The organism is Mesorhizobium sp. WSM4887 (assembly GCF_029625865.1).
Lineage (GTDB): Bacteria > Pseudomonadota > Alphaproteobacteria > Rhizobiales > Rhizobiaceae > Mesorhizobium.
Genome location: NZ_JARTVP010000003.1, coordinates 24,304 through 50,988 on the forward strand (window position 1 = coordinate 24,304; position 26,685 = coordinate 50,988).

Consider the following 26,685-nt stretch of genomic DNA (forward strand, 5'->3'; position numbering starts at 1 on the left):
ACCATGCTGAAGCTGCATGACAAATCCGGGGAACATACGGTGACGCTGATGGCCGATATCGGCCTCCGCGCCCGCGCCGCTGCCCGACCGTTGGCCGTCGCATCGACCAAGGCCAAGAACGACGCCTTGGCCGCGATGGCCGACGCCATCCTGCGCAACGAGCAGGCGATCCTAGAGGCCAACGCCATCGATATGTCGAACGGCGAGGAAGCCGGGCTGTCCGGTTCCTTCATGGACCGGCTGAAACTCAACCCCTCACGTATCAAGGCGATGGCCGACGGCATTCGCGAGATCGCGGCGCTCAAGGATCCGGTCGGCGAGGTGATTGCCGAATGGGACCGGCCAAACGGCCTCCATATCGAGCGCGTGCGCACGCCGCTCGGCGTCATCGGCGTCATCTATGAAAGCCGGCCGAACGTGACGGCCGATGCCGGCGCGCTCTGCCTGAAAGCCGGCAATCCCGTGATCCTGCGCGGCGGCTCGGATTCGATCAATTCATCGTCGGCTATCCATGCCTGCATGGCCGAAGGGCTGAAGGCAGCCGGTCTGCCGCAAGACGCCATCCAATTGGTGCCGACCACCGACCGCGCCGCGGTCGGCGAGATGCTCAAAGGCCTAGGCGGCAATCTCGACGTCATCATCCCGCGCGGCGGCAAGAGCCTGGTCGGGCGCGTGCAGACCGAGGCGCGCGTGCCGGTCTTTGCCCATCTCGAAGGCATCTGCCATCTCTATGTCGATCGCTCGGCGAAGCTCGACATGGCGGTCCAGATCGCCGTCAACGCCAAGATGCGGCGCACCGGCGTGTGCGGCGCCGCCGAGACGCTGCTCGTCGACCGCGCGGTGGCGTCCACGCATCTGGTGCCGATCCTGGAGGCCCTGCGCGCCGCCGGCTGTGAGGTCCATGCAGAGGTCGAGGTGATGAAAGCCTTTGCCGACGCCAGCCCGGCGACCGACGCCGACTGGGTGACGGAATATCTCGACGCGATCATCGCGGTGAAGCTGGTCGACGGCGTGGCCGGCGCGATCGAGCATATCGAGACCTTCTCCTCGCATCACACCGAGGCGATCGTCGCCGAGGATGCGCAAGCGGTCGACAAATTCTTCAGCGAGATCGACTCGGCGATTTTGTTGCACAATGCCTCGACACAGTTCGCCGACGGCGGCGAGTTCGGCATGGGCGCCGAGATCGGCATCGCCACCGGCAAGATGCATGCGCGCGGACCCGTCGGGGTCGAGCAGCTGACCTCGTTCAAGTACCGCGTGCGTGGGTCGGGGCAGGTGAGGCCTTGATATCGCTTGCCCTAAGAGGCTGAAGCTTGCGCCTAGGCACCCCCCTCTGGCCTGCCAGGCATCTCCCCCGCAGGGGGGGAGATCAGCTGATTTTCCCGGTTTCGCCAGTCGCCAACACTGCAGGATTTGCGGCTGCGAAGGAGCTGCCAATCTCCCCCCTTGCGGGGAGGATGCCCGGCAGGGCAGAGGGGGGTGCCTAGCGTCATGCTTTCCCAGCCCGAGCAGCCCGTCCCCGCGCCCTATCTCCACATGCCCCACGCTGGCAAAGGGCTGGCCGTCGGCCTGTTCGGCGGCTCGTTCAACCCGCCGCATGCCGGTCACGCGCTGGTCGCCGAGATTGCGCTGAGAAGGCTGGCCCTCGACCAGCTCTGGTGGATCGTGACGCCCGGCAATCCGCTGAAAAGCGCGCGCGAGCTGGCGCCGCTCGCCGAGCGCGTCGCGCTGTCCGAAAGGATCGCCAGGAATCCGAAGATCAAGGTTACTGCCTTCGAGGCGGCGCAGCATGTCCGCTACACCGCGGACACGCTGGCGCTGGTCAAGGCGCGCAATCCGGGCGTCGACTTCGTCTGGATCATGGGCGCGGATTCCTTACGCGACTTCCATCGCTGGCAGCGCTGGCGCGAGATCGTGCTGACCTTCCCGATCGCCGTCATCGACCGACCGGGCGCCACGCTCTCCTTCCTGTCCTCGGTCGTCGCCAAGACCTTCGACTATGCCCGCGTCGACGAAGGCGACGCGCCGCTGCTTGCCCGCATGCGGGCGCCGGCCTGGACCTTCATCCACGGCCCGCGCTCGTCGCTTTCCTCCACCGCGATCCGCAAGGCGGCGAAGGGCTGAGGCCACCCTTCTTCCACAAGGGGCCGAGCGATGTCGCTTTTACGGCGGCCTTTCGCGTTCCGATCAGCCAAGCTGCGAGGGCATGCTGACGCAGACCCAAACCGATCCCGGACAATCGGCGCCGCTGATTGCCATTGCCAGCGTCATCGTGTCGATGGCGCTGATCGCGATCGGCAACGGGCTGATGTTCGCCTTCATTCCGGTGCGGCTCGGCGCCGATGGTTTCGATCCGACCTGGGCCGGACTGATCGTCACCGGCCTTTCGGCCGGCGGGCTCGCCGGCTGCATCCTGACCGGACCCTTGGTGCGCCGGGTCGGCCATGCCCGCGCGTTCATGGTGCTTTCGGCGCTCATCGCGCTCTCCAACGTGGCGATCGGCGCCGGACCGATGCCGCTGCTGTGGATCGCGGCGCGGGCGCTCTACGGCTTCGCCATATGCGGCCTTTTCATCGTCGCGCAGAGCTGGCTCAACGACGCCTTGCCGAACGCCATACGCGGCCGGGTGATGGCGGTGTTCTACGTCGCCTATATCGCCGGATTGGGCGTCGGTTATGCGACGCTCGCCGCGATCGACATCCAGACGGCGGCGGCGCCGCTGATCGGCATCGCCTTCACCGCGTTGTCCATCCTGCCGGTGGGCATGACGCGGCTTGCCCAGCCGCCCGCGCCGCAGGCCGCTTCGGTGGCGCTCGGCCAAGCGTGGAGGATCTCGCCAGTCGGCGTCGTCGGCATGCTGGCGGTGGGCGGCCTGTCGATGATCATTTCCGGTTTTGCGCCGATCCACGCCACCGCCAAGGGTTACAGCCAGGCAGAGGTGGCGCTGCTCTTGTCGGCGATGCCGGTCGGCACGCTGATCCTGCAGATACCGCTCGGCTGGCTCTCGGACCGTACCGACCGCCGCTATGTGCTGGCGGGCACGGCGGCGCTGGCGGTGGCGGCGAGCCTGCTCGCCATCGCCTTCGATGGCGGCGCGCTGATGGCCCTGGTGGCGATCTACCTGATCTGGGACGGTGCATCGGAATCGATCTATTCGCTGTCCAGCGCCCACGCCGCCGACCGCGCCAGGAAGGAAGAGCTGCTGGCGCTGTCGAGTTCGCTGCTCTTTGCCTGGTCGCTGTCCGGCTTCATCGTACCCGGCATCGTGACGGCGCTTTCCGCCGTCTTCGGCACCGGGACCTTCATCTATGTCGGCATCGCCATCGCTTCCGCGTTTTGCCTGTTCGTGCTGTGGCGGGTGTTTGCGGCGCGACCGATGCCCGCTGCCGCAACCGGCAGCTTCGCGCCGATGTCGGCGCAGACGCCCCTGCCGGTGGAGCTCGCCTTCGCGTCGGAGGAGCCGACAAAGCCGGCCAAGGCCTGACGAGATTATTGCTTGCGGACTTCCGGGGACGGTATCTCGGGCGGCGGCAGGGGGATCGAAATGCCCTCGTTGTCGAAGGCCAGCTTGGCGCGTTTGGTCAAGTCGATCTGGGTGGCGAAATAGTCGGCCGCGGAAGTCCAGTAGCGCAGGGTCAGTGAAACCGTGCTCTCGCCAAGCCCTGCGATGAAGGCGATCGGCGCCGGCTCGCGCCGGATGCGCTTCTCGGCATTGGCGATGGCAAGCAGCGTCTTCTGCCCGCGGTCGATGTCGTTCCATGAACCGATGCTCAAGCTGATATCGGTGCGCCTGACGCCGTTGCGGGTGAAATTCCGTACCGGCTGGTTCCACAGCGTCTGGTTGGGCGCCAGAATGTAGATGCCTTCGACAGTGCGCAGCTTGGTCGCGAACAGGCCGATCTCCTCGATCGAGCCGGCGATCGCACCGACCTCCACATATTCGCCGATGCGGAAGGGCCTCAGCGCAAGCAGCATGATGCCGGCGGCGATGTTCTGCAGCGTACCTTGCAGTGCAAGGCCGATCGCCAGACCGGCAGCGCCGATCGCGGCGATGATCGAAGCCGTCTGCACGCCAAACTGGCCGAGCACCATGATAACGACAAGGATCAGGATGCCGTAGCGGACGACCTGGGAGAAGAAGTGGCGCAGCGTCTCGTCAAAGCCGTGAATATGACCGAGCCCGGCATAGATCGATCGCTCGGCAAGGCCGGCAACGAGGTAGCCGACAACCAGAAGGATCACAGCACCGATTGCCGAGAAGGAATAGGAGACTATCAGCGAGCTGAGCTGCGCAAGCCCGGCCTGAATCGTGATGAGGGCGCTCTGCGGGTCGATTGGCATGGTTGGGAATCCCCTTTGTCCGGTGTGCCGATAACCCATGCGGCGCGCAGGGGTTCCGCTCTTTTCAGCCTTCCGAGGGCCTGTCCGGCCTGCCGAGGCCGCCCTGAGAGCGCGCCCGTCTTGAAACTGCAATGGAACTCTGCCTATCTAAGCAGGGTCACCTGATTTGCCGGGTGATTTGGTTGTTCTTATTGGGAAAGGAAACACACTGAGAACAGCACTGCGGAAGAAGGCCGATATCGTGCCTTCGCCGGCCGGGATCAGCGGAAGCGATGCTGCCTCCCTCGCCATCAAGACAGTCCTTGCCAGTCTGGAAGACTCCAAGGCCGAAAACATCGTCTCAATCGACATCCAGGGTAAATCGAGCCTCGGCGACTATATGGTCGTCGCATCGGGCCGATCGCACCGCCATGTCTCGGCGGTCGCCGACCATCTCCTCAAGGCGCTCAAGGATGCCGGTCTCGGCATGGCGCGCGTCGAAGGGCTGGCCAGCGCCGACTGGGTCCTGATCGATTCCGGCGACATCATCGTCCATGTCTTCCGTCCCGAAGTCCGCGAATTCTACAATCTCGAAAAGATGTGGCAGGCGCCGGATCTCGAGGAAGAGACCTTGCACTGAGCCGTATCGCGGGCCGTGACCGTTCCGGTCCGGCGCCGATCGAGAGCTCGCCGAGGCGAGGATGAAGATCACCGTTCATGCCGTGGGCCGGATGAAGACCGGCCCCGAGAGAGAGCTCGCCGACCGCTATTTCGAGCGCTTCGCCAAGAGTGGGCCCGCGGTCGGGCTGGAATTTGCCGGCGTTGTCGAGACATCCGAGAGCCGCGGCCAGAGCGCCGACGAACGTCGCCGCGAGGAGGGCCAGAAGCTGCAGGGTCAGCTGCAGCAAGGCAACGTGCTGTTCCTGCTCGACGAACGCGGCAAGGCGCTGTCCTCGGAGGACCTGGCGGCCCGCATCGGCCAGTTGCGCGACAGCGGCCGCAAGGCGCTGGTCATCGCGATCGGCGGCGCGGACGGCCATCACAAATCCTTGCGCGAAGAGGCCGATCTGGTGTTGTCGTTCGGAGCGCTGACCTGGCCGCATCAGCTGGTGCGCGTCATGCTCGGCGAACAGCTCTATCGCATCGCCACCATCCTTGCCGGGCATCCCTATCACCGCTCGTGAGTCATCGTTCGCGCTGTGACCCCGAAAGCTGGGGATCACGTCCGCTTGCACCGATTTCCGCCTCAATGAACCGACATCACGGTTGTTGCGGGTGCTCCAACATGGTTGATGGTTCGTTAACGAAGCGGCGGATAGAGTCGAGGCCTGATGTCTGAAGGCTGGAATTCGAGAACGCGCGCCTGGCGCAGCCGCTGCGGCTTGACACTAGTCGCCGCGCTGATCGCGCTCGGGCCGGCTATGGCCGCGGAAAATTCGCTCGATGTCGCACCGGACCCCGACAAGAGCCGGGTCGAATACGAGCAGGTCTCCAAGGAAATCTCGTTGTCCTCCGAGCGGCTGGCCAAGCTTGCCGCCGACGTCGCGACGGTGAAGAAGGACCATGCCTCGATCAGTGCGGCGCTGATCCAGTCGGCGATGACCGAGCAGAAGCTCGGCCAGGACATCGAGGACATCGGCGCCAAATTGGAAGGACTGAAGGCCGAGCAAGAGAAGCTGCACGCTTCGCTGGTGGCGCGGCGCGACGTACTTGCCGAGGTGCTCGGCGCGCTGCAGCGCATGGGGCTCAATCCGCCACCGGCGATCCTGGTCAAGCCGGAGGACGCGTTGTCGTCGGTGCGCAGTGCCATCCTGCTCGGCGCCGTGGTGCCGGAATTGCGCCAGCAGACCGACAGGCTGCTCGCCGATCTCAAGGAACAGACCCGGGTGACGGCCTCGATCGAGGCCGAACGCGCGCGGCTTACCGCTGCAGTCACCGAGCAGACGGCGGAAAAGAAACGACTGACCATGCTGCTCGAGGCCAAGCAGAAGCTGCAGGCCGATACCGAAGCGGCCCTGGCAGCAGAGCGGCAGCGCTCGCAGCAGCTGGCGGACAAGGCCAGCAGCCTCAAGGACCTCATCGCCTCGCTCGAGGCCGACAAGGCGCGCAAGGCGGCCGACCAGGCCAAGGCGGCCGATCGGAAATCGGCGGACGCCGACACGACCGCATCGACGGCGGAACCCGCCGCGCCGCCGGTGCCGGAGGGCAATCGTTTAACCGCTTCCGCCCCGTTCGCGGCGCTCCAGGGCCAGATCGCGCTGCCGGTCATCGGCAAGATCAAACGGCGCTTCGGCACCGACGACGGCAATGGCGCAATGATGCAGGGAGACATGGTTGCGACACAATCGGGGGCCATCGTCACCGCGCCGGCGGATGGAAACGTTCTTTATGCGGGGCCGTTTCGCTCCTATGGTCAACTCTTGATCCTCAATGCGGGCGATGGGTATCATGTCGTCCTGGCGGGGATGAGCAGAATCAGCGTCGCGACCGGACAGTCGGTGCTCGCAGGAGAGCCGATCGGCGCGATGGGAGAGGCCCGGGTGGCTAGCACCTCGGCCTCGCAGAATGGAAATGCGACGCCGGAGCTCTATGTTGAGTTCCGCAAGGATGGAAAACCCGTCGATCCGAACCCCTGGTGGGCGGACCGATTTTCTGGAAGGACGTGAAATGATGCGGAAATTGTCGCTTCTGTTTGCCGGCGCGCTGATGGGCGCATCGGCAATGAGCCTGGTCTACGGCGCACCCGGCTCGGCGGCGAATGCTGCGGGTTCCGAGACCTACAAGCAGCTGGCGATCTTCGGCGACATATTCGAGCGCGTGCGCGCGCAATATGTGACGCCCCCGGACGACAAGTCGCTGGTCGAGAACGCCATCAACGGCATGCTCGCTTCGCTCGACCCGCATTCCTCCTACATGAACGCCGAGCAGGCGCAGGATATGCGCGTGCAGACCAAAGGCGAGTTCGGCGGCCTCGGCATCGAGGTCACGATGGAGAACGACCTGGTCAAGGTGATCACGCCGATCGATGACACGCCGGCCGCAAAGGCGGGCGTGCTTGCCGGCGACTATATCGCCAAGATCGACGGTGAGGAGGTGCGCGGCCTCACCCTCAACGATGCGGTCGAGAAGATGCGCGGACCGGTCAATACGCCGATCAAGCTCACCATCCTGCGCCAGGGCGCCGACAAGCCGATCGAGCTCACGGTCGTGCGCGACATCATCAAGGTCAAGGCGGTGAAGTACCGGGTCGAGAATGACATCGGCTACATGAAGATCACCTCCTTCACCGAGAAGACCTATGACGATCTCGAGAACGCCATCGAGAACATCAAGAAGCAGGTGCCCAACGACAAGCTGAAGGGCTATGTACTCGACCTGCGCCTCAATCCGGGCGGCCTGCTCGACCAGGCGGTGAGCGTGTCGGACGCCTTCCTGAAGCGCGGCGAGATCGTCTCGACCCGCGGCCGCGATCCGAAGGACGTTACCCGCTTCGACGCCAAGCCGAAGCAGAACGACGACATCGGCGGCAAGCCGCTGATCGTGCTGGTCAATGGCGGCTCGGCAAGCGCGTCCGAGATCGTCGCCGGCGCGCTGCAGGATCTGCGCCGCGCCACCGTCGTCGGCACGCAGTCGTTCGGCAAGGGTTCGGTGCAGACCATCATCCCGCTCGGCGAGAACGGCGCGCTCAGGCTCACCACCGCGCTCTATTACACGCCGTCGGGCAAGTCGATCCAGGGCAAGGGCATCACGCCCGACATCAAGGTCGAGCAGCCGCTGCCGCCGGACCTGCAGGGCAGGGACCTGACCCGCGGCGAATCGGACCTCAAGGGCCACATCAAGGGGGCCGACGAGAGCTCGACCGGCTCGGGCTCGGCCGCCTATGTGCCGCCGGAGCCGAAGGACGACCTGCAGCTGATCTATGCCGAACAGCTGCTGCGCGGCCAAAAGACCGATCCGGCCTTCCCGCCGAACCCGGACAAGGCTGTGCTGAACCAGTAAAGACGGGGAGGGCCGGGGCAGATCACTCTGGCCGGCCGACCGAAGCGATGCAATGCTGCCGGGACCGCGAGGTTCCGGCAGTTTGATTCGGGGACAGGGTGGTTCGGCAACGGGCGCTGCGTCGCCTAAGGTTTTGAATTTGCGCGTGAGCGCTGACGATTCGATCAGCTGCGCTGATCCGATCAGCCGCGTCACGGGCCTGGGGATGCGGCTTGGCTGACATCGGCAAGGACATCGAACGCCCGCTCGGACAGACGCTCCGGCCAGAGCGCCCTGCCTCGCGCACCTTCGGCGCCGGCACGCTTGGCGCGGCGGTCGCCGTCCTCACTGTAGTGGGTATTTCCGGTGCGATCGCGTTGCGTGAAAAACCTTTCCGCAAACCGCAAGAGACGGCCGTTTCGACGCCGAAGGTAATCGTGGCGCCGGCTCCCGCGCCGGCACCGGCGCCGACGCCGGCACCGGCCGAGGTGGCGGCGGCGAAGCCCAATGCGAGCACGCCGATGAAGAGCGATGGCCCGCAAATCATCCATCTCCAGTCTGAAGAGGGCGATGGTCCGCCGAAGGCCGGTATCGTCATCCGCGATCCTTCCACACTCAGCCAGAATCTCAAGGTCGCGCATATTCCCGACAGGGCGCTGATCGAGGCGAGCGACAGCGGCCCGCTGCCGGTGCGCTCCGCCGATGGCCGGCGACCGTTCGACGTCTATGCGCGGCCCTGGTCCGGCGCGCGCGGCGCGCGCGTGGCGATCGTCATCGGCGGGCTCGCCGTCTCCCAGACCGGCACGCAGGCGGCGATCGCCAAATTGCCGGCCGAGGTGACGCTGGCTTTCGCGCCGCAGGGCAACAGCATCGACCGCTGGATGAAGGCGGCGCGCCAGAGCGGACATGAGATCGTCATGCAGATACCGCTCGAGCCGTTCGATTATCCCAGCGTCAATCCGGGACGCAACACGCTGACGGTCGCTGCGAGTCCGGACGAGAACCTGAAGAGCCTGCGCTGGGCGCTGTCGAGGACGACCAACTATACCGGCGTCATGAACTATATGGGCGCGCGTTTCTCGGCTGATGCAAACGCGATGGGACCGTTCATGGCCGAGCTCGGCAAGCGCGGCCTTGCCTATGTCGACGACGGCTCCTCCGCGCGAAGCCTGGCGCCCAACCTCGCGCTGAAGGATGGCGTTCCTTTCGTCGCCGGCGACATGGCGATCGATGCTGTGCAGGACCGCGGCGAAATCCTCAAGAAGCTGGACAGCCTCGAGGCGACGGCACGCGCCAAGGGCAGCGCCGTCGGCATCGGCTCGGCCTTCGATATCACCGTCGACACGGTTGCGTCCTGGGTGGCAGAAGCGAAGAAGCGCGGCATCGAGATCGTGCCGATTTCGGCGGTGGCGATCGATCCGCAAAAAGGCTGACGCCGACCCTTTCGCCTGAATGCATCTCCAAAACGGCTGGAAATCTCAACGATGGCCAAAAAGATCGATCCTGAAACGCTGCCCTATCGCCCCTGCGTCGGGCTGATGATCCTCAACCCGGCCGGGCTGGTCTGGGTCGGTCATCGCATCGCCGAGCCGGACAGCGAATTCTCCGGCACCACGAAACTCTGGCAGATGCCGCAGGGCGGCATCGACGAGGGCGAGGAGCCGCTCCCGGCGGCGGAGCGGGAGCTTTACGAGGAGACCGGTATGCGCAGCGTGTCGCTGCTTGCCGAAGCGCCGCATTGGATCAATTACGACCTGCCGCCGCATCTGGTCGGCGTCGCCTTCAAGGGCCGCTATCGCGGCCAAACGCAGAAATGGTTCGCCTACCGCTTCGAGGGCGACGAGAGCGAGATTGAGATCAATCCGCCGCCGGGCGGCCACAAGGCCGAATTCGACCAATGGGCATGGCGGCCGATGCGGGAGCTGCCCGACCTGATCGTGCCCTTCAAGCGCAAGGTCTACGAGCAGGTGGTGGCCGCGTTCCAGCATCTTGCTCGCTAGGCGTTGGCAGGCGCGCTTCCAACTAAGTACGGTTAGCGAAGAGGTTGGCACCGTAGTCGAGATCATGCTTTGTTGATGCAGATGCGCCGCAGGCAAAGAGGCAAACATGAACGACGCGCGACAAGCGCACTTCGCCGGCGTCGAGAAGCATGCAGCTCCGCAACAAGTGTGACCCGACTTTGTCCGACGCAATTGCCCCGATGACCGGCACCAAAACGTCTTTGCCGCAAACGACCGCCACCAGCGGCTTTATGCCCGGCGAAACTTCAGCCGGCGCGATCCTGACCATCGATCTTGGCGCCATCCGCGAGAACTACCGGCGGCTGAAGGCGCGGCTGGCGGGCGTGCGCTGCGCAGGCGTGCTCAAGGCTGACGGCTATGGCCTCGGCGCAGCGCGCGTGGCATCGGCGCTGATGAAGGAAGGCTGCGAGATCTTCTTCGTCGCGCTGCTCGGCGAGGGCATCGCGCTGCGCAAGGCGCTTGGACCCGGACATGAGATCTTTGTGCTCAACGGCCTGCCGCCGGGCTCCGAGCCGGAAGCGATCGCGACTGGGCTTCATCCTGTCATCAACAGCACCGCTCAGTTGAGGGCGTGGCGTGAAGCGGCGCTTGCCGCCGGCCGAAAGCTGCCGGCCGCTGTTCAGGTCGACAGCGGCATGTCACGGCTCGGCATGCCGCCGGCTGACGTCGAGGCGCTCGCGGCGGATGCTTTCGGCGGCATCGACATCCGCCTGGTGATGAGCCATCTCGCCTGCGCCGACGAGCCGCGCAATCCTGCCAACGAAGCGCAGCGGCTCGCGTTTGAGCGGCTGCGCGGGATGCTGCCCAAGGCGCCGGCCTCGCTTGCCAATTCGTCCGGCATCTTTCTCGGATCGGCCTACCACCACGACCTCGCGCGGCCGGGCGCGGCGCTCTACGGCATCAACCCGACGCCGGGCGAGGCGAACCCGATGATGCCGGTGGTCCGGCTGCAGGCGAAGGTGGCTCAGACGCGCAACGTCGAAGACGGCGCCGGCGTCGGCTACGGCCACAGCCATCATGCGCGCGGACCGCTCAGGCTGGCGACAATCTCGCTCGGCTATGCCGATGGCTGGCACCGGCGCGCGGCGTCGGCCGCCTGGTTCGAGGGCGTGCGGCTGCCTTTCGTCGGGCGGGTATCGATGGATTCCATTGTCCTCGACATTTCAGCGCTTCCGGTCGATCAACTGGGCGAGGGCGACCTCGTCGAGCTCATCGGGCCGTCGCAAAGCCTCGACGACGCGGCCGCGCATGCCGGAACCATCGGCTACGAGGTGCTGGCCAGCTTGGGTGCGCGCTTTCACCGCCGCTACATCGGCGGGTGAAAGGGGCGGCTTGCTTGACAAGCCGATGCATCTCGGCAAGGGTCGAGGCATGAGCAACCTCGCCCATAGCAGAACCTTTTTCAGGGTTTGCCCCATCGCGGGAGCGTAGCCCCGGCGCGGTCGTGTTGGCGACCGCCGAGCCGGGGCATTTGAATTCCTGACATCGTCATTCGAGCCAGCCAGCCTTTCGCGGCTGTCGGCTCTTCGTCGCCGCCTTTGAGCGGGCTGCAGCGCGCGTCGGTTCGTCGACGTGCAAATCCAGGAGGTTTGCCATGAATGCCACAACCCAATCGCGTTCCCGAAACACGATCCTCGTCAGCGACGCGGACCACGACCGGCTCAGCGGCCTTGCCAGAGCCTTTCTCGAGCGGACGCCCGAGATGGCCGAGGACCTGCTCGCCGAGATGGACCGCGCGCGGATCGCCGCCGAAGCGGCGATGCCAGCCGATGTCGTGCGGATGGGCACGACGGTGACGCTTCACGACGGGGAAGGAAGCATTCAGCGCGTCACGCTAGTCTATCCCGCCGAGGCCGACATCGCCGAAAAACGCATCTCGGTGCTGACGCCGCTCGGAACCGCGCTGATCGGCGCGCGTGCCGGCCGCACAGTCTCCTGGCGAAGCCGCGACGGCCGGGTACTTTCGGCGACCATCCACGCGGTCGAGCAATCCGCGTCGCGGAGAGCGCCATGACCAGGACCATATATCGTCTCACGACGAAGGATCTCGCGGTTCTCGAAGCGATGCTGATGCGCCGGCGCGCCTTTGCCGACGCGATCGTGCCGATGCTCGAACGCAAGCTCGCCGAGAGCAACATCATCCCGGCCGGCATGGTCGAGCCCGACATCGCCACGCTGAACAGCCGGGTAGTCTTCCGGATCAACGACGGAGCCCCGGAGACGAGGACGTTGATGCTGGGCGACGCCTCCGCTCCTGTCGGATTCGGCCTGCCGCTCGGCACCTGGCGCGGCCTCTGCCTGCTCGGCATGAGGGCGGGCCAGTCGGTAGTGGCCGAGCGCCCCGACGGCAGCCGCGAGCGCATCCTTCTCGAGGATGTGGCCTACCAGCCGGAGGCCGAGCATCAGGCGGCTCGGACTGCCGCACAGCGACCCCTTGGCCCGAGGCTGGTGTACAGCGCCGCAGGCGATCGTTGGCCCCTTGGCGGGGGCGGCAAAATCCGGCAGACAGAAGGCGACGATCCCGGCCCTTCGGCGGCATGATCGGTTTGAGGGAGCAATAGAATGAAAGTCCTGGTGCTGGGCGGCGGTGTGATCGGGATCACCACCGCCTACTTCCTTGCCGAGGCTGGCCATGAAGTCACGGTGATCGACCGGCAGCAGGGACCGGCGCTGGAGACCAGCTTCGCCAATGCCGGCGAAGTGTCGCCGGGCTATGCCTCGCCATGGGCCGGGCCCGGCATTCCCGTGAAAGCCGTCAAATGGCTGTTGATGAAATACGGACCGCTGGTGGTGCGGCCGGCCTTCGATCCGCATATGTGGACATGGCTCTTGAAGATGCTGCGCAACTGCACGGCCGAGCGCTATGCGCTGAACAAGTCGCGCATGGTGCCCTTGGCCGAGTACAGCCGCGACACGCTGAAGGCGCTACGCGCTACGATCGGCATCAGCTATGACGAGCGAGCCAAGGGCACGCTGCAGCTCTTCCGCAAGCAGAAGCAGCTCGACGGCACCGGCGGCGATGTCGAGGTGCTGAAAAAATATGGCGTTCCCTACGAGCTCCTCGACCGGGACGGCTGCATCGCGGCCGAGCCGGCGCTGGCCGGTGTGCGGGAAAAATTCGTCGGTGGGCTGAGGCTGCCCGGCGACGAGACCGGCGACTGCAAGATGTTCACCGACAAGCTGGCCGAGCTTTGCGTGGCGCGCGGCGTCGCCTTCGAATACGGCACGAGCATCCGGCGCGTCGTCAGGAACCGAAACCGCGTCGTCCAGGTCGGCACCGACAAGGGCTGGCGAACGGCGGAGGCTTATGTGATGGCGCTTGGCAGCTATTCGGCTCCCTTCATGCGCAAGATGAAACGGCCGATCCCCGTCTATCCGGTCAAAGGCTATTCCATCACGGTGCCGATAACGGACGCGGCGGCGGCGCCGGTGTCGACCATCATGGACGAGACTTACAAGGTGGCGATCACCAGGCTCGGCGACCGCATCCGCGTCGGCGGCACCGCGGAGATTTCGGGCTTCGACCTTCGTCTGCATGAATCGCGCCGCCGCACGCTCGAGCACTCCGTCGGCGACCTGTTTCCGGGCGGCGGCGATCTCAAGGCGGCGAGTTTCTGGTGCGGCTTGCGGCCGATGACGCCGGACGGGCCGCCGCTGGTCGGGCGCAGCGAATTGTCCAACCTCTATCTCAACACCGGCCATGGCACGCTGGGCTGGACCATGGCCTGCGGCTCGGCGAAAGTGCTTGCCGATATCATTTCCAACCGGGTGCCGGAGATCAACGCGCTCGACCTCAGCCCGGACCGCTACATCAAGGCTTGATTTAAAAGGCCTGTTTCACCCACCCATTGCTGAACAGCAGCCGGTAAGCCCAGCCGATCGTGACATTGGTGGCGACCGGCTGCGAATGGGCGAGATAGTCGTCATAGACCGACTTCATGCGGCGGTAGAAGGCCGGATCGAGCACCATCATGCCGTTTTCCGAGTCGTGGACGAAGCTGCGATTGTTGAGGTTGACCGAGGAGATCGTCACCAGCCGCTGATCGATCATCATGATCTTGGAATGCAGCACCACGTCGGGCGCCTTGAATTCGCGGATGTTGATGCGGTCGCCATATTTCTCCACGAATAGCTTGTTGAGCGCGGTGAGGAAGCGGCCGCCTATGTCGCCCTTGAGATCGATGCGCCCGACGACGTCGATCTTGACGCCGCGGGCCAGCGCCCGATCGAATGCTCTCGCGATACTGGGCGTGAGGTTGAGATAGGGATTCACGATCTCGATGCGATACTCGGCGGTGTCGATCAGTTCGACGAAGTAGTTTTCCAGTGCATGCCCGTCCGCGTAAGGCACGGAAATGAAGTGCCGCACCACGCCTTGCGGATGGCCACCGGAACGAACCGGAATGGAAAACGGCCGTGACAGATTGGTGTCGGCATCGCGCAGCCAGACGGTCGAGAAATGCGCGGCCAGCGTTTCGACCGTCGCCGGGTCGGCGATCTCGATGTCGAAGTCGCTCCAGTTGGAATAGTAGTTGAGCGAGAAGCCGTCGGTCTTGCCGTATTGCTGCAGCTGAGGGTAGCGCGACAGGTCGATCGGCTTATGAAACAGGAACCCGTCATGGATGTTGCGGCCGCCGATGATGACGCGCGAGCGGCCGGGTTCCTCGGCCAGGGTCGCCAGCATCTTGATGTGATGGGTCTTGTGCAGCTGTGAGAGCTGCTCGTCGATCGGCGCGCCGTGATCGGCCTGCCAGCGATATTCCTGCAATTGGACATTGGGAAACTCCGCCGCCAGCCGATGCAGCAGGGCGTCGTCCTTGTCGCGCTCCAGCACGTCGGTGACCAGGATGCGTACCTTGGTGCCGAGCGCCGCGTGGTGGCGGATCAGCCGCTCCATGATGCGGCCGGAAAAGTCCGCCTTGAACTCCAGCGACGACAGATAGATCAGCTTGAGTCTCGGCGCGTTGGAGAAATTGAGCGGCAGTTCGGGATCGGCCTTGTCGAAGGCGCTGTCGGGCAGCGTCTTGCCGAGCAGCGCCTCGACCTTGGAATTGAAGCCGTCGCGCGATTTGCGCAGCAAGGTCGGCGACCTGAGCGGCAGCGCGCAGGTCTGCGACAGCCAGCGACCGGCATAAAAGGCGCGGTCGAGCGCTTCGAGCCCGGCCGGATCTGGCACCGGACAACGATCATAGCGGCTGTCGAGTGCCGCGATCCATGGGTCGGCGGCCTCCTCGCGCAGGATGGTCAGCTTCGCGCCGGACGGCGCGAGGCTGGAGCTGACGGTGAGATCGCAACGGGTGAGCGCTTCGCTTGGAAACAGGCTGGCAGATGTCTCGGTCGCCGGCAGGCTGAGATGGAACGCGGCACCTTTGGCAATTGTCCGCGACCGGCCCGAGATGCGCATCGCCAGCGATCCGTCGCAGCTGCCGCCGATCACGACCGTTTGCCGGCCGACCTGGCGGAGCACGATCTCGACCGAGCGCGCCTGCAGGCCGGAGAAGCTGAAGCTCTTGGGTGCGGACGGCCTGGCGGCAGCGTCGAGATAGAGCGTCTGGCGCGACATGCGCCAGCGACCGGTGAAATGGCCTTCGCCCGGTTTGCCTGGTGCCAGCGGCTGCTCCGTGCTGTCGAGCGGCTTCGCCAGCCGTTGCAGCGCCGGATAAGTTGCCTGGAAACGATCATTGTGGACGTCGCGCCAGTCACGGCCGAAGCGGCCGGTACCATTGGTGCGGTCGAGCGCATCGATTCGGCTTTGGGCCAGCAACGCCTCGAATCGCTTTTCATAGGCGGCACTGCCATTGTCCGCGAAGTAACCGGCGCTGGCGATCTCGGCGCCGCTTCGATCCGCCGAGATGGGCGGACGCGCGCAGGCTTCGTCTCCCGGAAAGAAGGCGCAGGCGGAACGGCCCGGCATGCCGGCGCATCCGGCGAGCGCGGTCAGCGCCAGGCCAAGCAGCAGCCTTGTCACGACGGCTCCCGGTCTCACCCGGTCGCCCCGTTCATGACCTTGAGCTGGGCGGGGTCGCGCGGCGGCATGAAGCCCTGCGGAAAGACCTTGCAGACCGGAAGCGCGAAGGTGGCTATCAAGAGCTCGGCCTCGCCGCGCATCTTCCTTGGCGCCGTCTTGTCGCCGCGGATCGTCCTTGCCGAAGCGATCAGCGCGCCGTCGCAATCGCAATGATTGTGGCGGGCGATATAGCAGGCATCGTGGATCCGGCAGGCGGCATCGAGCCGGTCGACCGGGGTGGCCGAGAGATCGCCGGTACGGGTTCCGGGACCGCAATAATTGCCGAAGACGAAAGGCGAGGGGCGGGCCATCGCATAGCGGATCGACTTCGGCAGTTCCGCTTCGGGAACCCTGGCCCACGGATTGGCGCAGCCGGAGAGGCAAAGCAGCGGCAGGATGGCAAGAATGGCTCGCATGTCTGCGCCGGCTTTCCCAGATTCCCCCTCGCCTGCCATGGCATGGCGAAGTACTGGTGCCACACTGGCCGATTTTGTGGCAAGCGCAAGGCAGGTCGGCTCCGCCTTCGGTTCGGCCAGTTTCAGCAACGACAGGCTGGCGCGACTCCCGGACGGCTATCCCGTGCGGATGGCTGACATGGATTTCCACCTCGGCGACGGCGATGTCAGCTTCTACGGCCACGCCAGGATCGCGATTTCGATACGCGACCGCCACTATGGTTTCGTCACCTGCGGGCTGATGGGCAACAGCGCCGAGGAAGCCGGCCGGGATGTGGGCGGCGTTCGCGGCTGAGGCCGACGAGGTTGTGAATTCTTTCGTCCTCGATGCGGCTCAATGGCGGTTCGAAAGCGGATCGGCCTTTTTGGACGGCATCACACGAACAACCCTTTTTCCCGCTCCACCGCCCTGGTGATGAAATTGGCGACGAGCTGGACCCGGCGCAGCGGCCTCACCGATTCGTGATAGACCAGCCAGTACGCGCGGCGGATGGGCGCGACGATGTCTACCGGCACCAGCTCCGGCATCGAGCGGGCGACGAAGGTATGCAGGATGCCGATGCCGGCGCCCGAGCGCACCGCCTCCGCCTGGCCAAGCGCTGACGAGATGGCGAAGCTGGTGCGCCAGTCCGGGCTGAACTCCGCGGCATAGTCGAGCGAAGGGCTGACGATGAGGTCGGGCACATAGCCGATCAGCGTGTGCCGATCGAGCTCGGCTGCTGACTTCGGCAGGCCGTTGGCTTCCGCATAGGTGCGGGAGGCGAACAGGCCGAGCGTATAGTCGACCAGCTTTCCTGCCACCAATCGACCCTCGGTCGGCCGCTCGACGGTAATCGCGATGTCGGCCTCGCGCCGCGACAGGGAGAAGGAGCGCGGCACCGGCACCAGCTGGATGGTCAGCTCGCGGTGGAGCGCCGTCAGCTCGCCCAAACGCTTGGCGAGGAAGGCGACACCGAAACCGTCGGGAGCGCCGATGCGCACCGTGCCGGAGACGTCGTCGCCCTCGCCGGCGATGGTCGATCGCGCGGCGATCATGTCGCTCTCCATGCGCTCGGCGATGTCGAGGAAGCGCTCGCCGGCCGGCGTCAGCTCGCTGCCGGTGGTCAGGCGGCGGAAGAGTTTCGTCCGCAGCGCTTCCTCGAGCGCCGCGAGCCGTCGCGAGACGGTGGCGTGGTTGAGCTCCAGACGTTTTGCCGCGCCGAGGATCTGGCCGGCGCGCGCCACGGCGAGGAAGATGCGGACATCATCCCAGTTCATGGGGATGGTCCAGGTTAGTCGCCAGCGCTGCGTTCCCGCCCACCCCCCTCTGTCCTGCCGGACATCTCCCCCGCAAGGCGGGAGATCGGATGTCGCGTTCGCTTTCGCCAATCGCCAACGGTGCAGGAAGAGCCCCGGCGATGAAACTGCCAATCTCCCCCCATGCGGGGGAGATGTCCGGCAGGACAGAGGGGGGTGTGAAGGAACTCAATCTTCGATCCTTTCAATGACCGATCATCATCACCTTTTGCGGCAATTAATGCACGTCCGACTGCCGCTGTCTATTTCGCGCACAACGGTTGCGTTCTAGCTCGCGTTGCCATTGCGGACGCAAAGGCGGACAATGCCTCATCACCAAAACAGGGAGAGAACCCATGATCGAGTACGGTCATTTCATTGGCGGCAAGCGTGTCGCCGGCACCAGCGGCCGCAAGCAGGACGTCATGCAGCCGATGGACGGCTCGGTGCGCGCTACGGTGGCGCTGGCCTCGGCGCAGGAGCTGCGCGCCGCGGTCGAGAACGCCAAGGCCGCGCAGATCAAGTGGGGCGCCACCAACCCGCAGCGCCGCGTGCGCGTGCTGATGAAGTTTCTCGAACTGGTCCAGCGCGACTATGACGAGCTGGCCGACATCCTGGCGCGCGAGCATGGCAAGACCATTGCCGACGCGCGCGGCGACATCCAGCGTGGCCTCGAAGTGGTCGAGGTCTGCATCGGCGCGCCGCATATGATGAAGGGCGAGTTCACCGACGGCGCCGGTCCGGGCATCGACACCTATTCGATGCGCCAGCCGCTCGGCGTCGTCGCCGGCATCACGCCGTTCAACTTCCCGGCGATGATCCCGCTGTGGAAGATCGCGCCGGCGATCGCCTGCGGCAACGCCTTCATCCTGAAGCCTTCGGAGCGCGACCCGGGCGTGCCGATCCGCATCGCCGAGCTGTTCATCGAGGCCGGCCTGCCGGAAGGCGTGCTGAACGTGGTCAACGGCGACAAGGAAGTGGTCGACGCCATCCTCGACGATCCGGACATCAAAGCCGTCGGCTTCGTCGGGTCAACGCCGATTGCGCAGTACATCTATGCGCGCGGCTGCGCGGCGGGAAAACGCGTGCAGTGCTTCGGCGGCGCCAAGAACCACATGATCATCATGCCCGACGCCGACATGGACCAGACGGTCGACGCGCTGGTCGGCGCCGGCTACGGCTCGGCCGGCGAGCGCTGCATGGCGATCTCGGTGGCCGTGCCGGTCGGCAACGACACCGCGAACCGGCTGATGGAAAAGCTGGTACCGCGCGTCGAAAGCCTGAAGGTCGGTCCGTCGACCGACTCCTCGGCCGATTTCGGCCCGCTGGTGACACGCCAAGCCCTGGAACGCGTCAAGGGCTATGTCGATATCGGTGTCAAGGAAGGCGCCAAGCTGGTTGTCGATGGCCGCGGCTTCAAGATGCAGGGCTACGAGAACGGCTACTACATGGGCGGCTGCCTGTTCGACAACGTGACGCCGGAGATGCGCATCTACAAGGAAGAGATCTTCGGGCCGGTGCTTTCGGTGGTGCGCGCGCCGACCTATGAGAACGCCATCAACCTCGCCAACGACCACGAGATGGGCAACGGCGTCGCCATCTTCACCCGCGACGGCGACGCCGCGCGTGACTTTGCTTCCCGGGTCCAGGTCGGCATGGTCGGCGTCAACGTGCCGATCCCGGTGCCGATCGCCTACTACACCTTCGGCGGCTGGAAGGCGTCTTCCTTCGGCGACCTCAACCAGCACGGCCCGGACGCGTTCCGCTTCTACACCAAGACCAAGACGGTCACCTCGCGCTGGCCGTCCGGCATCAAGGACGGCGCCGAGTTCGTCATCCCGACGATGAACTGACCGGACGGTTTTCGGCCGCGCGTCCTCGCCGCGTTGCGGCTGCGGGCACGCGGCAGGCATCAAGGACGGCGCCGAGTTCGTCATCCCGACGATGAACTGACCGGACGGTTTTTTTTCGAGAGCCTCGTGAGAAAGCGCGGTTTGCACCCGCGCTTTCTGTTTGGGGCCTTGCAGAGGAGGCTGGTTGTCCTTCACCTCATCGATATTTGGCGTAGCTTGTCGTCTCGCCCGGTCGTCGCTTGCAACTTCAGATGCATGATTTGCGACGAGACACGTCGAGGCTGCATCCGCACCTCCTAATGATTCCATCGCCGTGTGATGGAACCAACAGGCCGCCATTCGCCTTAGGCTGTATTCCTGCCATGCGTGCAGGCCAATCAAACAGCGCCGGTGGCAGCCGGGGTTCTCGTCTGGCGCGAGGAGGTGTCGGATGACACGATTTCTTATGGCGACGATGTGCCTTGCGGCGGCAGCGCTGTCGGTCGGCCAGGCCAATGCGGCAGCACAATGCGCACCACGCGCCGACATCATCAAGGCGCTCGGCGACAAGTTCCACGAAAGCGAGGCAGGGCGCGGGCTGATCAATCCGAACGTCGTGCTCGAGATCTTTGTCTCCGACCAAGGCAGTTGGACCGTTCTTGCCTCCGATACCAAGGGGCAGAGCTGCATCCTGTCCGTTGGCGAAGGCTGGGACAGCCCGACGATCACGGCAGCCGTGCCGGGAGCCTAACACTCACTGGCGCCACGGCTCGTTCAGTGAAAGCCGCGCCGGCGCCCGCATCAACGCCCGCTTGTCTACCGGGCGCAGCTTCACCATATCGAATGCAGGGAGTGATAAATCTCCCTGCGACAGACCGGAAACCAGAAGGAGTGACGTGATGGCGACGTCGAGTCCGGCCTGGAGCGTTCCGGCACACTGAGGCGGCCGAATGTGCCTCTTTTGCCGGAATGCCACGGCGAAGGAGGTGCCCATGGCACGCAGATTTTCGTTCCGAGTGGTGAAGGCGGCAGTCGCCGGCGCCGTCATGGCTTTGCCGGCAGTCCCGGTGCAGGCGCAAGTCCTCTGCGGGGGCCATGACGATCTGGTCGCGGGGCTGGCAGAGACGTTCGAAGAGAAGCGGCTGGGCTATGGCCTGGGTGGAGACGTCGCCATCTTCGAGGTGTTTGTGTCGGCGAGCGGAACCTGGACCATCCTGATGACCGACGTTAAGGGCCAGAGTTGCATCCTGGCGGCCGGCGAGGGATGGGAGCACACGCTGGCCACCGCGGTCCGGCACCCGGGCGGGTGAACTGCGTAACCGGACAGTTCAGCTAAGGCGGAACCGCTCCGGTCAGCGCGTCGCGGCCGCCTCGGCGTGGTGGCGCAGCAGCGCCATCAATTTCTTGGCGTCCTTGGCGGCGGCTTCCTCGTCGCCGTCGAGGATCGAGCGGATCAGCGCGACGTGGTGCTCGGCCGATTCGGCGAGCCCGGTATCCGCCTTGTAGCGGAACCAGAAGCGCCGGCTGTGCGTCTGCAAGGGCGCCGCCACGCGCGCCGCGAATGGATTGTCGGCGGCGATCGCCAGCGCCTCGTCAAGTTGCTTGTCGGCCTGAATGAAGGAAAGCACGTTGCCGGAGATCACTGCCTTCTGCATGGCAAGGGCTGCTTCGTGAAACAGGTCGGCCGCCTCGCGGGTGACGAAGCGGGCGGCCGAGCGGGCAAGCACCACCTCGATGCCGCGCCTGGCATCGATAACGCGCAGCCAGTCGCCGGGGTGGAGCGGAGCGACCGCGATGCCGGCGCGTGGTCTGACGTCGAGCAAGCCCTCCCAGGCCAGCCTTTGGATCGCTTCGCGCACCGGGGTACGGCCGAAGCCGAGCCGCTCGATCAGTGCACCTTCGGTGACGAAGCTTGAAGGCGCCAGTTCAAGAGTGACGATCATGTGCTCCAGCACACGATAGGCCCTGGTCGCAACCGGCTCGAAGGTTGCGCTCGTGTCGTTGGATATCAATGCGGATATCAATGGGCCAGCTCCTGATATATTTTTCATATATCATAGCGGATTCAGCATTGACAGCCCGCGTCTTAATAAATATACCGCTGATATATCAGACGGAGAGATAGCCATGTGGGCCGGAGTTTTCCCTGCAGTCACGACCAAATTCACCCCCGACGACCGCCTCGATCATGCCGAAATGGAGCGTTGTTTCTCCTTGCAGATGGAGGCCGGCTGCGACGGCATCATCGTCTGCGGCTCGCTCGGCGAAGGGCCAATGCTGTCGCATGACGAGAAGATCGAAGTGCTGAAGACGGCGCAGAAGGTCGCCGGGACAAAGCCGGTGCTTCTGACCGTCAACGAACCCGGCACCCGCGAGGCGGCAAGCATCGCACGCCGCGCAGCCAAGGAAGGCGCCAACGGCCTGATGGTGGTGCCGAGCCCGATCTACCACACCAATGCCGAAGAGACGGTCGCCGCACTTCGCGCCGTCGCGGAGGCCGGCGACCTGCCTGTCATGATCTACTCCAACCGGCTCGCCTATCGCGTCGACGTCACTGTCGACCTGATGGAGGAGCTGGCGTCCGACAAGCGCTTCGTCGCAATCAAGGAATCGTCGGACGACATCCGCCGCTCGACCGAGATCATCAATCGCCTCGGCGACCGCTACGACCTCTTCACCGGCGTCGACAACCTCGCCTTCGAGGCGCTGTCGGTCGGCGCCATCGGCTGGGTGGCGGGCCTTGTCACGGCCTTCCCGCGTGAGACCGTCGCCATCTACCAGTTGATGAGAAAAGGTCGCCGCGAAGAAGCGCTGAAGATTTACCGCTGGTTCAGGCCACTGCTCGACCTCGATGTCTCGACCTACCTGGTCCAAAACATCAAGCTTGCCGAAGTGCTGGCGATCGGTACCAATGACCGCGTTCGCATGCCGCGCCAGCCGCTGTCGGGCGAGCGCCGGAAGGCGGTGGAAAAGATCGTCAGGGATGCGCTGGCCGCGCGGCCGGAACTGCCGGCGTTCTGATAGCCTTCTGCTCCCGTTCACGCGGAGCAGATGGCGGCAGACAGACGAGGGACAGCGCCAGCGTGCAAGGAAATGCCAAGCCGACCGAAGAGGGGCGCCGCCCTTCATCCGCCCGTCGGGCGCCTTCTCCCCGTGACCGAGGAGAAGGGGAAGATATCGCCATCATCGGCGGCGGCATCATCGGCATTTGCGCCGCCACCTTGCTCGCGGAGGCGGGACGCAGCGTCACCATTTTCGATCGGACGGGCATTTGCGAGGAGACGAGCTCCGGCAACGCTGCCGCCTTCGCCTTCTCCGACGTGCTGCCGCTGGCGCATAAGGGGATGATCAGGCAGTTGCCGAAATGGCTTGCCGATCCGCTGGGGCCTCTTGCCATCCCGCCGGCCTATCTGCCTAAACTTCTTCCCTGGCTGTTCCGCTTCTGGCGCGCGGGCGCCGCCAGGCACTTCGAGGCGAGCCTTGCGGCGCAGGCCGGCATGATGAAGCTCGCCGAAGCCGAATGGATGGGTTTGCTCGACCGCTCTGGCACGCGGCCGATGCTGCATGAGGACGGCTCGCTCGAACTCTACGAAAGCGAGGCCGAGTTCCGCGCCTCGCTGTCCGGCTGGAGGGCGCGCGAACGTTTCGGCATAGGCTTCCGCCATGTTGAGGGTGAGGGGATGGCGGCGCTGCAGCCGGGTCTTTCGCCGCGCTTCGTCAAGGGCACCTTCGTGCCGGGGTGGAAGACAGTCGCCGATCCGAAACTGCTCGGCAAGGCGATCTGGGCCTATGCGGAGCGGCTCGGCGCGCGCTTCGAGCACGCGCGCGTCGAGCGTATCGGGACCGGAACAAACGGCGTCACGCTTATGCTTGCGGACGGCACGGACCGAAAAGCGAAGCAGCTCGTGATCGCCGCCGGCGCCTGGTCGCATCTGCTGGCCAAAGATATCGGCGACCGCATCCCGCTGGAGACCGAGCGCGGTTACAACACCACGCTGCCGGTGTCGGCCTTCGACGTGAAGCGGCAGCTGATCTTTTCCGGGCACGGCTTCGTCATCACGCCGCTGGAAACCGGCTTGCGCGTCGGCGGCGCCGTCGAGCTGGGAGGCATCGAACGAGCGCCGAATTTCGCGCGCTCGAAGGCGATGCTGGAAAAAGCCAAGCGTTTCCTGCCCGGGCTCGATCCGTCGGGCGGCCGCGAGTGGATGGGCTTCCGGCCATCGCTGCCGGATTCGCTGCCGGTCATCGGCAGGGCGCGGGCGCCGAACATCGTCTACGCTTTCGGCCACGGCCATCTCGGCCTGACCCAGGCGGCAGCGACCGGCCGCTCGATCCGAGATCTCCTTCTCGGGCAGGAGCCGCCGATCGATCTCACTCCTTTCCGCCCGCAACGGTTCTGACAATTCGCCAGATTTCTGATATTTCAGGGAGCCATCATGGCCAAGACATCCTTCTTCTGCATCGACGGCCACACCTGCGGCAATCCGGTGAGGCTGGTTGCCGGCGGCGGCCCACCGCTAGAAGGCGCGACGATGATGGAACGGCGGGCGCATTTCCTCGCCGAATATGACTGGATCCGGACCGGGCTGATGTTCGAGCCGCGCGGTCATGACGTGATGTCCGGCTCGATCCTCTATCCGCCGACGCGCGAGGACTGCGATATCGCGATCCTCTTCATCGAAACCTCGGGCTGCCTGCCGATGTGCGGCCACGGCACCATCGGCACCGTGACGATGGCGATCGAGCATGGGCTGGTGAGGCCGAAGACGCCGGGCGTGCTCAGGCTCGACACGCCGGCCGGCCTAGTCGTCGCCGAATACAAACAGGTCGGCGAATATGTCGAGGAGGTGCGCATCACCAACGTGCCGTCCTTCCTTTACGCCGAAGGGCTGTCGGTGGAGTGCCCGGTGCTTGGCGAGATCAGCGTCGACGTCGCTTATGGCGGCAATTTCTATGCCATCGTCGAGCCGCAGGAGAACTACCGCGACATGGCCGACCATTCGGCCGCCGACCTCATCGCCTGGAGCCCGCTTGTGCGCCAGCGCCTGAACGAGAAATACTCGTTCGTGCATCCGGAGAACCCGGGCATCAACCGGCTGTCGCACATGCTGTGGACCGGCAAGCCGAGAGATGCCGAGGCCGATGCCCGCAATGCCGTGTTCTATGGCGACAAGGCGATCGACCGCTCGCCTTGCGGCACCGGCACCTCGGCGCGCATGGCGCAGCTCCACGCCAAGGGCAGGCTCGAGGTCGGCGACAGTTTTGTCCATGAGTCGATCATCGGCTCGCTGTTCAAGGGCAGGGTCGAAAAGGAGGTCAGCGTTGCCGGCAAACCAGCCATCATCCCCTCGATCGGCGGCTGGGCGCGCATGACCGGACTGAACACCATCTTCATCGACGACCGCGATCCGTTCGCGCACGGGTTCATCGTCACCTGATCGCTCCCGTTCGGCGCGTCAGGCCGCCTCGTCGTTCGTCGAAACCTGACTACCGAACCAATCGGCAAAGGTGATTTCGGCCGCCGTTCGCCTCGCCGTCACATGACCGTCATACCGAGCAGAATCCTGACTTGGCGGAATGCGCGGGACGGCAAAATCGAGCGCTGCTGCTGACGCAAGGAATCTTCTCATCAATTTATTTTGACGGCGATTTCTTCGAAACGACGCGCATGATACGGCTTAATCGTCAAAGACATTGCGTTGTGCCAATGATAGGGTCCGCGATAGTCCAGGGGCCGGGTGCGAGAAAGCGGGCAATCGGGCAGCGTGCTTCCAAACCACGCGCGGCGATTGAAAAATCACGTTGCAATCCGGGCTTGAAACTTTACGACTAGGGGCAATACGAAAAGGAATGCGTCCTCGAAGGCGACATTCCAGGGGAGCCGCTTAAATATGCAGTATTTCGTCCAGCAGCTTATCAACGGGCTGACGCTGGGATCTATCTACGGGCTGATCGCGATCGGCTACACGATGGTCTACGGCATCATCGGCATGATCAATTTCGCCCATGGCGATATCTTCATGGTGGGCGCCTTCACGGCCCTCATCGTCTTCCTGATCCTCGGCGCGATGTTCTATTCGGTGCCGGTGGTGGTGGCGCTCCTGATCATGATGATCGTGGGCATGCTGCTCACCAGTCTTTACAACTGGACGATCGAGAAGGTGGCCTACAGGCCGCTGCGCGGATCGTTCCGGCTCGCGCCGCTGATCACCGCCATCGGCATGTCGATCGCCCTGTCCAACTTCGTGCAGGTCACGCAAGGGCCGCGCAACAAGCCGATCCCGCCGCTGGTCAGCCAGGTCTATACGATCGACGGCATCAGCGTCTCGCTGAAGCAGATCATCATCGTGCTCGTCACTGCCGTGCTGCTGGCGATCTTCTGGTATCTCGTCAACAGGACGGCATTGGGGCGGGCGCAGCGCGCCTGCGAGCAGGACCGCAAGATGGCGGCGCTGCTTGGCGTCGACGTCGACCGCACAATCTCCATCACCTTCATCATGGGCGCGGCGCTTGCCGCGGTCGCTGGGACGCTTTTCTTGATGTATTATGGCGTGGTGGTCTTCTCAGACGGTTTCGTGCCGGGCGTGAAGGCCTTCACGGCGGCGGTGCTTGGCGGCATCGGCTCGCTGCCGGGCGCAGTGCTCGGCGGGCTTTTGATCGGCTTCATCGAGAGCATGTGGTCGGCCTATTTCTCGATCGACTACAAGGACGTCGCGGCCTTCTCGATCCTGGCGATCGTGCTCATCTTCCTGCCCTCCGGCATCCTGGGCCGGCCTGAAGTCGAAAAGGTCTGA

General features: G+C 64.9%; 26 protein-coding genes. 21 read left to right on the forward strand and 5 right to left on the reverse strand.

What is annotated here, in order from left to right; genetic code table 11:
• Nucleotides 1–3: 3 nt before the first annotated feature.
• The 3 genes from P9230_RS13670 (at nucleotide 4) to P9230_RS13680 (ending at nucleotide 3,487) form a co-directional block, all read left to right on the forward strand.
• On the forward strand, nucleotides 4–1,290 hold the full coding sequence (locus P9230_RS13670) for a glutamate-5-semialdehyde dehydrogenase (RefSeq protein ID WP_278119504.1): 1,287 nt from the start codon (nucleotides 4–6) through the stop codon (nucleotides 1,288–1,290).
• A 249-nt stretch (nucleotides 1,291–1,539) separates the two neighbouring features.
• Nucleotides 1,540–2,127 carry a nicotinate-nucleotide adenylyltransferase gene (locus P9230_RS13675; RefSeq protein WP_067319708.1) on the forward strand — a complete coding sequence of 196 codons (588 nt, stop codon included), beginning with the start codon at nucleotides 1,540–1,542 and terminating at the stop codon, nucleotides 2,125–2,127.
• Between the two features lie 82 nt (nucleotides 2,128–2,209).
• Entirely contained in the window at nucleotides 2,210–3,487 is a 1,278-nt protein-coding gene (locus P9230_RS13680) for an MFS transporter (RefSeq protein ID WP_095799735.1), read from the forward strand.
• Between the two features lie 5 nt (nucleotides 3,488–3,492).
• Here the strand turns inward: P9230_RS13680 and P9230_RS13685 are convergent, their stop codons facing one another.
• Entirely contained in the window at nucleotides 3,493–4,344 is an 852-nt protein-coding gene (locus P9230_RS13685) for a mechanosensitive ion channel domain-containing protein (RefSeq protein WP_095799736.1), read from the reverse strand.
• Between the two features lie 241 nt (nucleotides 4,345–4,585).
• Between P9230_RS13685 and rsfS the strand changes: the two genes are divergently transcribed.
• The 10 genes from rsfS (at nucleotide 4,586) to P9230_RS13735 (ending at nucleotide 14,144) form a co-directional block, all read left to right on the forward strand.
• On the forward strand, nucleotides 4,586–4,963 hold the full coding sequence (rsfS, locus tag P9230_RS13690) for a ribosome silencing factor (protein ID WP_059189846.1): 378 nt from the start codon (nucleotides 4,586–4,588) through the stop codon (nucleotides 4,961–4,963).
• 61 nt (nucleotides 4,964–5,024) lie between these two features.
• Nucleotides 5,025–5,507: a 23S rRNA (pseudouridine(1915)-N(3))-methyltransferase RlmH gene (gene rlmH / locus P9230_RS13695; protein ID WP_095799737.1), complete on the forward strand. Its 483-nt coding sequence runs from the start codon at nucleotides 5,025–5,027 to the stop codon at nucleotides 5,505–5,507.
• 147 nt (nucleotides 5,508–5,654) lie between these two features.
• Nucleotides 5,655–6,989 (forward strand): murein hydrolase activator EnvC, encoded by a 1,335-nt coding sequence (locus tag P9230_RS13700; protein WP_127216286.1) that lies wholly within the window; start codon nucleotides 5,655–5,657, stop codon nucleotides 6,987–6,989.
• 1 nt (nucleotide 6,990) lies between these two features.
• Nucleotides 6,991–8,322, forward strand: a complete 1,332-nt coding sequence (locus P9230_RS13705; RefSeq protein WP_067001610.1) for a S41 family peptidase — start codon at nucleotides 6,991–6,993, stop codon at nucleotides 8,320–8,322.
• A gap of 212 nt (nucleotides 8,323–8,534) precedes the next feature.
• Nucleotides 8,535–9,734 carry a divergent polysaccharide deacetylase family protein gene (locus P9230_RS13710; RefSeq protein ID WP_095824110.1) on the forward strand — a complete coding sequence of 400 codons (1,200 nt, stop codon included), beginning with the start codon at nucleotides 8,535–8,537 and terminating at the stop codon, nucleotides 9,732–9,734.
• A gap of 51 nt (nucleotides 9,735–9,785) precedes the next feature.
• Nucleotides 9,786–10,301, forward strand: coding sequence for an RNA pyrophosphohydrolase (locus P9230_RS13715; protein WP_067319545.1), 516 nt, complete (start codon nucleotides 9,786–9,788; stop codon nucleotides 10,299–10,301).
• A 251-nt stretch (nucleotides 10,302–10,552) separates the two neighbouring features.
• A complete protein-coding gene (alr, locus tag P9230_RS13720; protein ID WP_095824198.1) occupies nucleotides 10,553–11,644 on the forward strand; it encodes an alanine racemase in 1,092 nt (363 codons plus the stop codon).
• A gap of 272 nt (nucleotides 11,645–11,916) precedes the next feature.
• Nucleotides 11,917–12,336 carry a nucleoside diphosphate kinase regulator gene (gene rnk / locus P9230_RS13725; protein WP_067319541.1) on the forward strand — a complete coding sequence of 140 codons (420 nt, stop codon included), beginning with the start codon at nucleotides 11,917–11,919 and terminating at the stop codon, nucleotides 12,334–12,336.
• Nucleotides 12,333–12,863 carry a nucleoside-diphosphate kinase gene (locus tag P9230_RS13730; protein WP_278114299.1) on the forward strand — a complete coding sequence of 177 codons (531 nt, stop codon included), beginning with the start codon at nucleotides 12,333–12,335 and terminating at the stop codon, nucleotides 12,861–12,863. Before rnk ends, P9230_RS13730 begins: the two co-directional genes overlap by 4 nt.
• Before the next feature lie 21 nt (nucleotides 12,864–12,884).
• Nucleotides 12,885–14,144 carry a D-amino acid dehydrogenase gene (locus P9230_RS13735; RefSeq protein ID WP_127216283.1) on the forward strand — a complete coding sequence of 420 codons (1,260 nt, stop codon included), beginning with the start codon at nucleotides 12,885–12,887 and terminating at the stop codon, nucleotides 14,142–14,144.
• A 1-nt stretch (nucleotide 14,145) separates the two neighbouring features.
• Here P9230_RS13735 and P9230_RS13740 read toward each other — a convergent pair whose 3' ends face one another.
• Entirely contained in the window at nucleotides 14,146–16,236 is a 2,091-nt protein-coding gene (locus tag P9230_RS13740) for a phosphatidylserine/phosphatidylglycerophosphate/cardiolipin synthase family protein (protein ID WP_278120015.1), read from the reverse strand.
• A 68-nt stretch (nucleotides 16,237–16,304) separates the two neighbouring features.
• A complete protein-coding gene (locus P9230_RS13745) occupies nucleotides 16,305–16,745 on the reverse strand; it encodes a hypothetical protein (RefSeq protein ID WP_095782605.1) in 441 nt (146 codons plus the stop codon).
• Nucleotides 16,746–16,821: 76 nt separating this feature from the next.
• On the opposite strand from P9230_RS13745, the gene P9230_RS13750 reads away from it, so the two are divergent.
• Complete coding sequence (locus P9230_RS13750) at nucleotides 16,822–17,079, forward strand: hypothetical protein (protein ID WP_278119507.1); 258 nt, start codon at nucleotides 16,822–16,824, stop codon at nucleotides 17,077–17,079.
• A gap of 80 nt (nucleotides 17,080–17,159) precedes the next feature.
• Here P9230_RS13750 and P9230_RS13755 read toward each other — a convergent pair whose 3' ends face one another.
• Nucleotides 17,160–18,041 (reverse strand): LysR family transcriptional regulator, encoded by an 882-nt coding sequence (locus P9230_RS13755; protein ID WP_127239276.1) that lies wholly within the window; start codon nucleotides 18,039–18,041, stop codon nucleotides 17,160–17,162.
• Between the two features lie 374 nt (nucleotides 18,042–18,415).
• On the opposite strand from P9230_RS13755, the gene P9230_RS13760 reads away from it, so the two are divergent.
• The 3 genes from P9230_RS13760 (at nucleotide 18,416) to P9230_RS13770 (ending at nucleotide 21,201) form a co-directional block, all read left to right on the forward strand.
• Nucleotides 18,416–19,912 (forward strand): CoA-acylating methylmalonate-semialdehyde dehydrogenase, encoded by a 1,497-nt coding sequence (locus P9230_RS13760; protein ID WP_067319526.1) that lies wholly within the window; start codon nucleotides 18,416–18,418, stop codon nucleotides 19,910–19,912.
• A 430-nt stretch (nucleotides 19,913–20,342) separates the two neighbouring features.
• Nucleotides 20,343–20,642 carry a hypothetical protein gene (locus tag P9230_RS13765; protein WP_067001648.1) on the forward strand — a complete coding sequence of 100 codons (300 nt, stop codon included), beginning with the start codon at nucleotides 20,343–20,345 and terminating at the stop codon, nucleotides 20,640–20,642.
• Nucleotides 20,643–20,883: 241 nt separating this feature from the next.
• Nucleotides 20,884–21,201 (forward strand): hypothetical protein, encoded by a 318-nt coding sequence (locus P9230_RS13770; RefSeq protein WP_067319522.1) that lies wholly within the window; start codon nucleotides 20,884–20,886, stop codon nucleotides 21,199–21,201.
• A gap of 42 nt (nucleotides 21,202–21,243) precedes the next feature.
• Here P9230_RS13770 and P9230_RS13775 read toward each other — a convergent pair whose 3' ends face one another.
• Nucleotides 21,244–21,903, reverse strand: coding sequence for a GntR family transcriptional regulator (locus P9230_RS13775; protein ID WP_127216854.1), 660 nt, complete (start codon nucleotides 21,901–21,903; stop codon nucleotides 21,244–21,246).
• Nucleotides 21,904–22,018: 115 nt separating this feature from the next.
• Between P9230_RS13775 and P9230_RS13780 the strand changes: the two genes are divergently transcribed.
• From P9230_RS13780 to P9230_RS13795, 4 genes are all read left to right on the forward strand, one after another.
• Nucleotides 22,019–22,912 carry a dihydrodipicolinate synthase family protein gene (locus P9230_RS13780; RefSeq protein WP_067319518.1) on the forward strand — a complete coding sequence of 298 codons (894 nt, stop codon included), beginning with the start codon at nucleotides 22,019–22,021 and terminating at the stop codon, nucleotides 22,910–22,912.
• A 62-nt stretch (nucleotides 22,913–22,974) separates the two neighbouring features.
• Nucleotides 22,975–24,291, forward strand: a complete 1,317-nt coding sequence (locus P9230_RS13785; RefSeq protein WP_278119509.1) for an FAD-dependent oxidoreductase — start codon at nucleotides 22,975–22,977, stop codon at nucleotides 24,289–24,291.
• A 36-nt stretch (nucleotides 24,292–24,327) separates the two neighbouring features.
• Complete coding sequence (locus tag P9230_RS13790; protein ID WP_278119511.1) at nucleotides 24,328–25,329, forward strand: 4-hydroxyproline epimerase; 1,002 nt, start codon at nucleotides 24,328–24,330, stop codon at nucleotides 25,327–25,329.
• Nucleotides 25,330–25,782: 453 nt separating this feature from the next.
• Entirely contained in the window at nucleotides 25,783–26,685 is a 903-nt protein-coding gene (locus P9230_RS13795) for a branched-chain amino acid ABC transporter permease LivH (RefSeq protein WP_067001669.1), read from the forward strand.

Excerpts from the sequence above, each read along its gene's own strand:
- P9230_RS13705 (WP_067001610.1), top strand. The coding sequence starts at position 6,991 with ATGATGCGGAAATTGTCGCTTCTGTTTGCCGGCGCGCTGATGGGCGCA.
- P9230_RS13780 (WP_067319518.1), top strand. The coding sequence starts at position 22,019 with ATGTGGGCCGGAGTTTTCCCTGCAGTCACGACCAAATTCACCCCCGAC.
- alr (WP_095824198.1), top strand. The coding sequence starts at position 10,553 with ATGCCCGGCGAAACTTCAGCCGGCGCGATCCTGACCATCGATCTTGGC.
- P9230_RS13700 (WP_127216286.1), top strand. The coding sequence starts at position 5,655 with ATGTCTGAAGGCTGGAATTCGAGAACGCGCGCCTGGCGCAGCCGCTGC.
- P9230_RS13770 (WP_067319522.1), top strand. The coding sequence starts at position 20,884 with ATGGCACGCAGATTTTCGTTCCGAGTGGTGAAGGCGGCAGTCGCCGGC.
- P9230_RS13755 (WP_127239276.1), bottom strand. The coding sequence starts at position 18,041 with ATGAACTGGGATGATGTCCGCATCTTCCTCGCCGTGGCGCGCGCCGGC.
- P9230_RS13675 (WP_067319708.1), top strand. The coding sequence starts at position 1,540 with ATGCCCCACGCTGGCAAAGGGCTGGCCGTCGGCCTGTTCGGCGGCTCG.
- P9230_RS13715 (WP_067319545.1), top strand. The coding sequence starts at position 9,786 with ATGGCCAAAAAGATCGATCCTGAAACGCTGCCCTATCGCCCCTGCGTC.
- P9230_RS13765 (WP_067001648.1), top strand. The coding sequence starts at position 20,343 with ATGACACGATTTCTTATGGCGACGATGTGCCTTGCGGCGGCAGCGCTG.
- P9230_RS13730 (WP_278114299.1), top strand. The coding sequence starts at position 12,333 with ATGACCAGGACCATATATCGTCTCACGACGAAGGATCTCGCGGTTCTC.
- P9230_RS13740 (WP_278120015.1), bottom strand. The coding sequence starts at position 16,236 with ATGCCGGGCCGTTCCGCCTGCGCCTTCTTTCCGGGAGACGAAGCCTGC.
- P9230_RS13685 (WP_095799736.1), bottom strand. The coding sequence starts at position 4,344 with ATGCCAATCGACCCGCAGAGCGCCCTCATCACGATTCAGGCCGGGCTT.
- rnk (WP_067319541.1), top strand. The coding sequence starts at position 11,917 with ATGAATGCCACAACCCAATCGCGTTCCCGAAACACGATCCTCGTCAGC.
- rlmH (WP_095799737.1), top strand. The coding sequence starts at position 5,025 with ATGAAGATCACCGTTCATGCCGTGGGCCGGATGAAGACCGGCCCCGAG.
- P9230_RS13735 (WP_127216283.1), top strand. The coding sequence starts at position 12,885 with ATGAAAGTCCTGGTGCTGGGCGGCGGTGTGATCGGGATCACCACCGCC.
- P9230_RS13795 (WP_067001669.1), top strand. The coding sequence starts at position 25,783 with ATGCAGTATTTCGTCCAGCAGCTTATCAACGGGCTGACGCTGGGATCT.
- P9230_RS13680 (WP_095799735.1), top strand. The coding sequence starts at position 2,210 with ATGCTGACGCAGACCCAAACCGATCCCGGACAATCGGCGCCGCTGATT.
- P9230_RS13670 (WP_278119504.1), top strand. The coding sequence starts at position 4 with ATGCTGAAGCTGCATGACAAATCCGGGGAACATACGGTGACGCTGATG.
- P9230_RS13760 (WP_067319526.1), top strand. The coding sequence starts at position 18,416 with ATGATCGAGTACGGTCATTTCATTGGCGGCAAGCGTGTCGCCGGCACC.
- P9230_RS13745 (WP_095782605.1), bottom strand. The coding sequence starts at position 16,745 with ATGCGAGCCATTCTTGCCATCCTGCCGCTGCTTTGCCTCTCCGGCTGC.
- P9230_RS13790 (WP_278119511.1), top strand. The coding sequence starts at position 24,328 with ATGGCCAAGACATCCTTCTTCTGCATCGACGGCCACACCTGCGGCAAT.